The 10798-nt window shown below is 48.8% G+C and carries 9 protein-coding genes; 8 read left to right on the plus strand and 1 reads right to left on the minus strand.

What is annotated here, in order from left to right; all coding sequences use genetic code 11:
• The 8 genes from AAA952_RS20125 (at position 1) to AAA952_RS20160 (ending at position 9157) form a co-directional block, all read left to right on the plus strand.
• Complete coding sequence (locus AAA952_RS20125) at positions 1–2439, plus strand: MMPL family transporter (RefSeq protein ID WP_338259146.1); 2439 nt, start codon at positions 1–3, stop codon at positions 2437–2439.
• Between the two features lie 23 nt (positions 2440–2462).
• Positions 2463–3752, plus strand: a complete 1290-nt coding sequence (locus tag AAA952_RS20130; protein ID WP_338259148.1) for an NAD(P)/FAD-dependent oxidoreductase — start codon at positions 2463–2465, stop codon at positions 3750–3752.
• A 4-nt stretch (positions 3753–3756) separates the two neighbouring features.
• Positions 3757–4509: a DUF3261 domain-containing protein gene (locus AAA952_RS20135; protein ID WP_338259150.1), complete on the plus strand. Its 753-nt coding sequence runs from the start codon at positions 3757–3759 to the stop codon at positions 4507–4509.
• Between the two features lie 38 nt (positions 4510–4547).
• On the plus strand, positions 4548–5747 hold the full coding sequence (locus AAA952_RS20140; protein WP_338259152.1) for a beta-ketoacyl-[acyl-carrier-protein] synthase family protein: 1200 nt from the start codon (positions 4548–4550) through the stop codon (positions 5745–5747).
• A gap of 4 nt (positions 5748–5751) precedes the next feature.
• On the plus strand, positions 5752–6285 hold the full coding sequence (locus tag AAA952_RS20145) for a hotdog family protein (protein WP_338259155.1): 534 nt from the start codon (positions 5752–5754) through the stop codon (positions 6283–6285).
• 111 nt (positions 6286–6396) lie between these two features.
• The gene (locus tag AAA952_RS20150; RefSeq protein WP_338259158.1) at positions 6397–7122 is read left to right on the plus strand and encodes a 3-ketoacyl-ACP reductase FabG2; all 726 of its coding nucleotides are present in this window, start codon (positions 6397–6399) and stop codon (positions 7120–7122) included.
• Positions 7123–8382, plus strand: coding sequence for a beta-ketoacyl-ACP synthase (locus AAA952_RS20155; protein WP_338259162.1), 1260 nt, complete (start codon positions 7123–7125; stop codon positions 8380–8382). It abuts the gene before it with no gap.
• 31 nt (positions 8383–8413) lie between these two features.
• Positions 8414–9157 (plus strand): hypothetical protein, encoded by a 744-nt coding sequence (locus AAA952_RS20160; RefSeq protein ID WP_338259164.1) that lies wholly within the window; start codon positions 8414–8416, stop codon positions 9155–9157.
• Between the two features lie 415 nt (positions 9158–9572).
• Here the strand turns inward: AAA952_RS20160 and AAA952_RS20165 are convergent, their stop codons facing one another.
• Positions 9573–10568, minus strand: coding sequence for a hypothetical protein (locus AAA952_RS20165; RefSeq protein WP_338259166.1), 996 nt, complete (start codon positions 10566–10568; stop codon positions 9573–9575).
• Positions 10569–10798 lie beyond the last annotated feature (230 nt).

Below are 10798 nucleotides of genomic sequence, written 5' to 3' on the forward strand. Positions count from 1 at the left end.
ATGGCCGCCAACTTCACCGCGCGCGCCAATCAAGCGCTAATACAATCATCCCCTAAATGGCGCCTCGCCATTTGGTTGCTATTGATGCTCTCTGCCAGTCTATGGACGTTGCAACTCTGGCAAAACGGCGCAAGGGTGCAGAGCGATATTCTCGCTATGCTGCCGCATTTACAGCAGGACAAACTCACAGAACGCGCCCTTAACCAAGTTGAAGCGACGCTCGCCGATCAAGTCTATATTGCGCTCGTCGCCAAGGATGAAACCACGGCAATCGCTGCGGCTAAGCTGTTGATGCAAAAGCTTGAAGCTGACCTTGTTGCAAGGGGTAAGCAAGGCGCGCTCACAGATATTCGCAGCGCCGATATGCAGCTCGGTGAAGCGTTGGGGCAATATTATTTCCACCACAGATTTAAATTACTGACAGCACCACAAGCTGAGGCGTTAGCAACGAAAGACATTGGAAATCTGATTGAAGCGGCCACGGCGCAGCTTTACAACGCCTTCAGTTACGCCAATAGCAACTTGCTCGCCCAAGATCCGCTGTTGTTATTCCCCGCCAATTTACTCGCCCTCGCGCCGAGTTCAAAAGTCAGGACCAGCCAAGGGATACTGCTCGCGAATCAAGGCGATAATGTCGCCGCGGTTGTTATGGCAAAGGGACGAGAAAGCGCTTTTAATCCCAATGCCCAATTAGCGCAGATGACGGCATTAACAGCGGCCTTGGATGCGGTTAAACAAAGCTATCCCGATATCAATGTGCTCAAAGCTGGCGCCCTGTTTCACGCGATTGCGGCAACGCAAACGGCTAAGAGTGAAATCTCGATCCTTGGTCTTGCATCCTTACTTGGGGTGATTGCCTTAGTCTGGCTGGCGTTTCGCTCTGTGATGCCGCTACTTTTGGCCATCGTTACCATTTCCAGCGGGCTGTTGCTGGCCGTAACTTTTACCTTAAGCGTGTTTGGCGAGCTGCATTTACTCACCTTAGTGTTTGGTACTAGCTTGATTGGCATTGCCATCGACTACAGCTTTCATTTTTACTGCGAGCGCTTAAGCGATACAGAGCGGAGCGCTCAGGCGACGGTCGCGTATATATTCCCAACGGTGACGCTTGCCTTTATCACCAGTGCCTTAGCTTATGTGGGCATAGGTTTAGCGCCGTTTCCCGGCATGCAGCAAGTCGCGATTTTCTGCGCCGCAGGTTTACTTGGGGCCTATCTCACCCTCATTCTCGCCTACCCACTGTTAGCGGGAAGTCGTTTGCCATCGGGCTCCCGCCCGTTAGCGCTCGCGGGGACTTATCTTTCCAGTCTCACTCAGTTATCGAAACGATTTACCACGCCGTTAGGCATGGGCATGTTTGCTTTAGTGATAGTAGTGTGGTGTCTGGTTGGCGTAACCAAGTTAACCGTCGATGACGATATTCGCCATTTGCAGCAAAGCCCCGCGAGCGTGACTGAACCTGAAAATCAGCTCAGGCAGCTGCTCAGCGGCGGCACAGATAATCAATTCTTACTGGTACGCGCCGCGAGTGAAGAGGCACTACTACAACAGCTTGAGCGAGTGTCGCCACTGCTCGATGCCGCTATTGCGAACCAAGAGTTAGGCAACTACGTCAGCCTCAGCCGGTATCTTCCCAGCCATCAAAGGCAAGACACGGCTTATCGCTTACAGGGCGAAATCTATCAAACTCAGATAGATACTGTGCTCACAAACCTTGGGTTGGATGAGAACTTAAAGCCAGAGCTGCAAGCAAGCTACTTAGCAGCTAAAGAGCAATATATCGCCCCAGCAGATTTCTTTAAGCTAGAGGCAGGCAAGCAACTCGCACCGCTGTGGCTAGCACCAAATAGCAAGGCCACCGACTATGACGCTCTAAATGATGGGGCGAGCGCTGAGCATGGTGCCATTGTCTTGCTTGGCGGCATTCAGCAGATCGACGCGCTCAAGGCGCGCTTTGCCCATGATGAAAGCGTACAACTTATCGATAAAGTCGCAGATATCTCCGCCGTCATGGGCCATTACCGACTGTTAACTCTAAAGCTGTTAGCGCTCGCACTCGGTATCGCACTCTTGTTGTTTAGCCTGAATTTTGGCATTAAAAAAGCCGCGGTTGTCGTTGCCGTTCCAGCCCTTGCTGCCTTGCTAACGCTTGCAACCTTAGGCTTAACGGGCTCGCCGCTGAGTCTGTTCCATGCACTCGCGCTCATTTTAGTTTTCGGGATTGGGATAGACTACAGCTTGTTCTTTGCCTCTGCTCAAAACCACGGCAAGGCAGTGATGATGGCGGTATTTATGTCCGCCTGCTCGACCCTATTAGCCTTTGGTTTACTCGCCTTTAGCCAGACCCAAGCGATTCATTATTTTGGTTTAACCCTGTCACTAGGTATAGGTTTAACCTTTTTACTTTCGCCACTGATTTTAACGACTAAAAAGTCCTGATAACGACAAGGAACGTACTTTACATGCCTACACCCGCTCACGATTTATCAACTATGCCAAATTCACTTGATATCGATGTGGCCATTATCGGCGCAGGGCCTTCAGGTGCCATCGCCGCTAGCCTGCTGCACCAGCAAGGTAAGCGTGTGCTGGTGTTAGAGAAACAGCATTTTCCTCGCTTCTCCATCGGCGAAAGTTTACTGCCCTGCTGCATGCAATTCATCGAAGAAGCCGGCATGTTAGACGCACTCAATGCCGCCGGATTCCAGCATAAAAATGGCGCCGCCTTTCGTCGCAATGGCACTTATACCACCTTCGATTTTACCGATAAATTTACCCCAGGGCCGGGCACCACATTCCAAGTGCAGCGCGCCAGTTTTGATAAACTGTTAGCCGATACAGCCCAAAGCCAAGGGGTCGACATCCGCTATGGCGAAACCGTCGAGGCGATAGATTTAACCGAGAATCCATGCTTAATGGTGCGCAATGAACAGGGCGAGCTTTATCAAATCAGCGCCCAATATGTGCTTGATGCCAGTGGTTTTGGCCGTGTGTTGCCACGCTTGCTCGACTTAGAAAGTCCATCTTGCCTACCACAGCGCAGCGCCATCTTTACCCATGTGGAAGACAACATCAGCGATCCTCACTTTGATCGAAATAAGATTTTAATCAGTGTCCACCCTGAGCGTAAAGACATTTGGTATTGGCTCATTCCCTTTAGCAATGGCCGTTGTTCACTCGGCGTAGTGGCAGAACCGCAATTACTGGCGCGTTTACAAGGTTCGCTTGAGCAACAATTGATGAGCATAGTCAATGAAGAACCAGGACTAAAAGCCCTGCTGGCCAATGCGAAAGTGGTGCAGGAATGCGCCACGCTCAAAGGTTATTCTGCCAATGTGTCACGCCTTGCGACCGACAAGTTCGCGCTATTGGGTAATGCGGGCGAATTCCTTGATCCGGTATTTTCCTCCGGTGTGACTATCGCCATGCAATCGGCGTCTATGGCGGCAAAATGCCTAACGAAACAACTCAATGGCGAAGCGGTTGACTGGCAAGCCGATTACTCAGCGCCTTTAATGCAGGGGGTGAATACCTTCCGCACCTATGTGCAAGCTTGGTATGATGGCCGCTTTCAGGATGTGATCTTCTATGAAGAAGCGAATCCACGCATCAAGCAAATGATTTGCTCGATTCTGGCGGGCTACGCTTGGGACCTCAATAATCCCTTCGTTAAAGACTCGGAGCGCCGCCTGAATATGATAGTCGAACTGTGCCGAAATCCAGCCGCCACTCCAGCATTCGCAGAGGTCTAATCGCATGCTGCTAAACCTTAACGCTAAATGGCTAATCATCCCCGCGCTATTGCTCGCAAGCCTTGGGCTAACGGGCTGTAGTGAACTGCTGTTCAGGCAGACCTGTGTCGGACTCGCTAAGGATATGCGTTATTGTTTGGCACCATTGCCCCATGATTTTGCTCCCGCGACCGATAAGCCGTTGACTCAGCCGACGGCAAAACCCTCAGTCATTAGCAGTCCGCAAACCGAGAGCAAAACGGGCGTATCTTCACCCCAATCCTTTAGCCAAAAAGTCAGCATTAAGGTGGGTGATGAGTCCCACGAACTGCTCACCCAATTGGAGTTAGAGGGAGAGCGCATGACGCTCGTTGGCTTAGCGCCACTCGGACAGGCTTTGTTTACCTTAGTTTATGATGGTAATACACTCAGCAGTGAGCAAAGCGTGCTGCTGGGGGACAATTTTAAAGCTGAGTATTTAATGGCGATGATGCAACTGATCTATTGGCCTGAGCAGAGTATTCGCGCCCATTTGGAAGGCGGCCATTTAGTCACAGGCCTTTGCGATACGGTTGCAGAAACGCTGGGCGATACCCAAGGGAGTACCATCCCCTGTCGCCAGATCTATAGCCAGGATACCTTGGTCAGTAAAAGCACTGAGCAAACCCAGGTTTTACAGATAAATTACCGAGAGGGCACGGGCGATATGCTCTGGCAAGCCCATATCAATTTGACCATGCCACAGGCAAAGTTTGAATTAGAAATACAACCCATTTAATCACTTAATAGATTTAGCCGCTGGATAAACGATACGCAATGAAGAACAGAGTCGCCATTACACAGATTGGATTGTGTACCCCGCTAGGGCAAGATTCCCAGCAGGTTTTAGACCGCCTGATCGCCGGTGATACCAGTGCGATGCTGCGCAGTGACACTCTCCTGTTCGAGCACCCAACCTTAGTTGCCCCCGTGACGGCAGCGCTACCAACCATTCCCGAAAAACTCATTCAGTTCGATTGCCGTAACAACCAATTACTGCTGTGCGCCGCACTGCAAATTGCGACCACAGTTGAACAAGCGAAACGGGATTTTGGGCATGCCCGTATTGGTGTTGTGCTAGGCACAAGCACCTCGGGGATTTCAAAAGGTGAAGCCGCGCTGAGCTACCGCAATCAACACGGATACTTTCCGGCGGATTACCACTATTTCCAGCAAGAGCTCGGCAGCACCAGCGACTTTTTACGCCAATATTTTGAGCTAGACGGCCCTTGCTACACGATTTCGACCGCCTGCTCATCCAGCGCAAAAGTGTTTGCCAGCGCTAAACGCCTATTACAGGCTAACCTCTGCGATATGGTGATTGTCGGCGGTGTCGACAGTTTATGCCAACTCACAGTCAATGGTTTTCACGCCTTAGAATCTGTCTCGAAAGGCCACTGCAATCCTTTTAGTATCAACCGTGATGGCATCAATATTGGCGAAGGCGCGGCGCTTTTCGTGCTGACGTTGGGCGAGTCCGAGGTCATGCTAGCGGGTATTGGAGAGTCGAGCGATGCACACCATATGTCGGCGCCACACCCCGAAGGCGCAGGCGCGATCAAAGCCATGCACGCGGCGTTGCAAGATGCACACATTGCAGCAAAAGACATTGGTTACATAAACTTACACGGTACAGCCACGCCTAAAAATGATGCGATGGAAAGCCGCGCCGTGGTTGAAGTGTTTGGCGTGAACACGCCCCCTTGTAGCTCGACCAAGCCCTTAGTCGGCCATACCTTAGGTGCCGCTGGCGCCATTGAAGCCGCCTTCTGTTATTTATTACTTTCAGCACATAATCACGGCAAAGCCCTGCCGCCCCACCAATGGGACGGACAAGTCGATCCACAGGATCCGTCCATTGCCTTAGTCGAGCGCCATCAAGTCGCCGCTAAGGGCGCGCTTAATTATGTGATGAGCAATTCCTTCGCCTTTGGCGGCAGTAATGCCAGCCTGATTTTCTGCCGTAACGAGGCCTAGTACTATGCAGTTACTTAAGATTAACCAACCCTTTGCCGAACAGGATATTGCCGATTTTATTCCCCATAGGGCACCGATGATTTTGCTCGATAAAATCATTGGCTATCGGCGCGATAACCTAGAGACCGAAGTCACTATCACGGCCAAGAGCCCCTATTTCGATGACAAACATCGAGCCGTACCCAATTATGTGGGTATCGAATATATGGCCCAAAGTATTGCCGCCCTTGCAGGGGTTGAGGCAAAGCTTCGCAATGATAAAATCCGCGTGGGCTTTCTATTGGGATCGCGCAAATTAACCTTGTATGCCAAGCAATATGAGCTCGGGCGCACCTATCGCACCCAAGTCAGCCGCCTCTATCAAGAGGAATCGGGATTAGCGGTATTCGATTGCCAAATTTATCTGCTGCCCGAAGCCGGCTCTAACCTAGAAAAGAGCTTAGTGGCCCAAGCCAATGTGAATGTGTTCCAGCCTCAGGACACACAAGCCTACCTTGCAGGCAATCAAGACGCGGCAAATAGAAGCCTTGGGCACTAAAGCTATGGTGTAGATAAAAAGCCTTAAAGCGCCTTGACAAGCGACCTTTTTACCATAAATACATGAAACCCCATACCGACACATAATGATAAAATGGGGTGGAGAAAACAGATGAATAACAGAGTATTAGTTACCGGTTCGAGCCGCGGTATTGGTAAAGCCATCGCCTTAAAACTCGCCGCAGCGGGTTTCGATATCGCCCTGCATTACCACAGTAACCAAGCAGCTGCTGATGACACTGCCGCGCAAATCCGCGCGCTTGGGGTAAATGTGAGCCAGCTGAAATTTGATGTCGCCGACCGCGTAACCGTCAGAGCCGCCATCGAAACCGATATCGAGGCCAATGGTGCCTATTATGGCGTGATCCTCAATGCTGGCATCAACCGCGACACCGCCTTTCCTGCTATGACAGAAAGTGAGTGGGACAGCGTCATCCACACTAACTTGGACGGTTTTTATAATGTCATCCACCCCTGCGTCATGCCTATGGTACAAGGTAGAAAGGGCGGGCGCATCATCACCTTAGCTTCGGTTTCTGGGATTGCGGGCAACCGTGGCCAAGTCAATTACAGCGCCTCAAAAGCGGGTATTATCGGCGCGACTAAGGCATTGTCATTAGAACTGGCAAAACGCAAAATTACCGTCAACTGTATCGCCCCCGGCTTGATTGAAACCGACATGGTGGCCGATATTTCTAAGGATATGGTAGAACAATTAGTGCCGATGCGCCGCATGGGTAAACCCAGTGAAATCGCCGCCTTAGCTGCATTTTTAATGTCTGACGATGCCGCCTATATCACTCGCCAAGTGATATCGGTCAATGGAGGCATGATCTAAATGAGCGAACCGACAAATCAAACCCGCTTAGGGAAACGAGTGGTCGTCACTGGCATTGGCGGCATTACCGCCCTGGGCCATGATTGGGAGACGATAGCAGCGAGCCTTAAGGCGCAGAAAAACTGTATCGTCACTATGGGCGAATGGGATAAATACGATGGCCTCAATACCCGCTTAGCCGCCCCCATTACCGACTTTGAAGTGCCAAGCCATTATTCGCGCAAGAAAATTCGTTCTATGGGTCGGGTTTCTATCATGGCGACCCGCGCCAGTGAACTTGCATTAATCGATGCGGGATTGTTGGACGATCCTATCGTGTCCTCGGGTGAAATGGGTATCGCCTATGGCTCGTCCACTGGCAGTACCGATGCCATCATCGCCTTTGGCGATATGTTGAAAACCGGTGATATGTCGGGCGTCACCGCCACGAGTTATATCCGCATGATGGCACACACCACAGCGGTGAATGTGGGGGTATTTTTCGGCTTAAAAGGCCGAATTCACACCACTAGCAGCGCCTGTACCTCGGGGAGCCAAGGCATAGGTTACGCCTATGAAGCCATCAAATACGGTCATCAAACCTTAATGTTGGCGGGCGGCGGTGAAGAACTCTGCCCCACAGAGGCTGTCGTGTTCGATACCTTATTTGCCACCAGCACTAAAAACAGCACTCCCGAACTCACGCCACGCCCCTTCGATGCGAGCCGTGATGGTCTAGTGATTGGCGAAGGTGCTTGTACGCTGGTGCTCGAAGAGCTAGAACATGCCAAGGCGCGCGGCGCCAAGATTTACGCTGAGTTAGTCGGTTTTGGCACGAATTCAGATGGCCAACACGTCACCCAACCGAATGCGCAGACCATGGAAATCGCTATCAGGTTGGCGCTCAAAGATGCCCAGCTTGAGCCTAGCGCCATAGGTTATGTGAACGCCCACGGCACGGCAACGGATCGCGGTGACATCGCCGAAAGCCACGCGACCCATGCAGTTTTTGGTGCTGGCATGCCGATTTCATCCCTTAAAAGCTACACGGGCCACACCTTAGGCGCATGCGGCGCGTTAGAAGCTTGGGTGAGTATTGAGATGATGAATGCGGGCTGGTTTGCGCCGACACTCAATCTTGAAAGTATCGACCCACAATGCGCTGATTTGGACTATATCCGTAACGAACTGCGTCCAATCGACACAGATTATGTGATGAGTAATAATTTCGCCTTTGGCGGCATTAATACCTCGCTGATTTTTAAACGCTGGAAAGATTAACAACAGATACAAACCCTATAAGGACATACCCATGAAACCACTATTTGCAGGTATTTTGCTTAGCATAAGCCTTTTAAGTTCACCCACATTTGCCCAAGATTACACAGTTGAAACCTATCAAGAAATTTTCAAGGGTGATAACCAGTACCAGCAAAAGCAAGCCATTGAATCACTGATCCTCGCAGGTCTATCCGACCCTGTTATTTACGACACGCTCGAGGCAAAACTTATAGAATCACTGCCCTTAGCGACAGAAAATAATGCTATCGATTACAGCGCTTGGTTAGTCAAAGGATTAGGTTATTCAGGTAATGAAAAATACAGTGGGACAATGAATAATATTGTTCAGGGTAACTATCACAAAAAGCTCAAAAAATACGCTAATCAAGCCTTAGAAAACCTAGATAAATACCACAAATGGAACGCTATATTAGGGGATAAGAGCCAATATGCAGCAAACCAAAGCCCACGAAACAATGCCTTTGCCAATGCACTTCGCTGTGATGATTTAGAGCTTATGCGTATCGCAGCCAAAAGAATCATGGATGATCGCAATTATGATGACTTTATCCTCGCCACTATCAGTAATGAATTGAAAACGCCGCGCTTACTAGCCGATGACAAACTCGCCATCGATACCTATGCCAACATGGCAAAAGCGCTAGCTAGTTCGGGGAATACCGCTTACCGCGATGTGATTGAAAATATGGCAACCACGAGCTCAAACAAAAAACTCAAAAACTACGCCGAGAGTTATTTGAAGAAATACTACTAAACCTACCCGTTTTACGCTTAATCGAGTAAATCATGGCCGAGCTTATCCTCGGCCATTTTTATATTCGCCTATACAGGCTTGCCATGGTAATCACTCACTACACTGTGAAAGAACCTAGAGGCTCTAAGTTGATAAACGAGAGTTACCGAAGGCGAAGAGGCAGTTAAACATAGATATTGTTCAGAGTGAGGCCAACCATGGTACCGGCTCGACGACACGCAGCAAGTCCATCCCTGGATGCTCGACCGCCCCGTCCATGGGGCGGACGGTCGTCTCGCCAATCACCATGGTTTACCTTTCGAGCATCTGCATAACCTTAGGTTCAAAGACTAGAGCTAACATTTAGCGATGACAATTTTAAAAAAATAACAAATGCCAATACCACACATTAACAGTTCACTTTTAGTCATCCAATTTACGCAAGTGTTACCACGTCTACTGGCACAACAGGCTCAAAGCCTTTTGTCGGCTTAAAGGACATGTTATGGATAAAATTTCGCATGCTGTCAGAAGGATCTATTAAATCCATATTCAAACTATCCAAAGTGCTCCTTGATACATACACCGACAATATAGTTTGCTCTTCAAGATATCCAGTAACCTTGTTTAACAGCTTATCGGTAGCATTAATCAACACAAACTCGTCAGGCAAGATTGCAAAAGTTTCTCTAGCTACGCGCAGAACTGAACTACATACATAGTCCTGATACAATTCGTTGAACTTACCTACAGGCATTTTCTTAACTGACAATTTACCGCTTTTAAGCAACGATTTTTGCTCATTTGGAATAATATCTGCGCCACGAATATTTATATTTATGGTTAGAAGATAATTCTCCAATACTGAAAAATGCAAACTAGAACCTAAAGTGTCTAACTCGCTAAAAGGATTAAGCTCTTTGATCGTGTTAATTCTTGCTTCTGGCTCACCAGCTATAAGCAAATTAGCTTGCTCAACACTTTCCGCCCACTCTTTATAATTCTGCTGCCACTTTTCAAGTGACAACTCAAAATTAATTTGATCTTGCTTTTTAGCAGACTCAATTGCGACATCTAGAACTCTCAGCTTGTTTTCAATACGTTTAAATAAACGGTCAAAAAAACTCGGTTGATATTGTTCTTTTTGACTAATCGCCTCCGACTCTAATCCTTTGATGAAAATAGGTTTATTCGGTTCTGCTATAACTGCAACTTTTTCCCAATTAATGCTATCACCACACTCTTTGTGCATTGATTGAACAATTTCTACATAATTTTCAAAAAATCCTACATCATACGCGGCCTGTTCTAACTCTTGCATTTTTGCATATTCTTTATGTCTAAGTGCTAGCTCTCTCTGAGACTTTTTAGCATTTCGTTCGGCTTTTTTAGCAGCTGCATTGATTGCTCTAACAGTACCTTTCCACCCCATATCCACCTCTGTTAATTATAATTATTGCTAACGTATTAGTAGTTATTCGCCGCGCTAAATTTGGGGGAATTCATGACGTTGATTTACTGCACTCCGCCCCTAAATTCAGGCTAAAACTCCTACCACAGGCAGAAACAGGACAACTACTCTTTTATGCTTTAAGGACGATCAGACAACTCTAAAGTCAAAAGAATATACCATCACCTCGGAGTTGCCGCAGGGCGAATAGA

The sequence above is a fragment of the Shewanella sp. M-Br genome, assembly GCF_036245925.1.
GTDB classification, from domain to species: Bacteria; Pseudomonadota; Gammaproteobacteria; order Enterobacterales; family Shewanellaceae; genus Shewanella; species Shewanella oncorhynchi.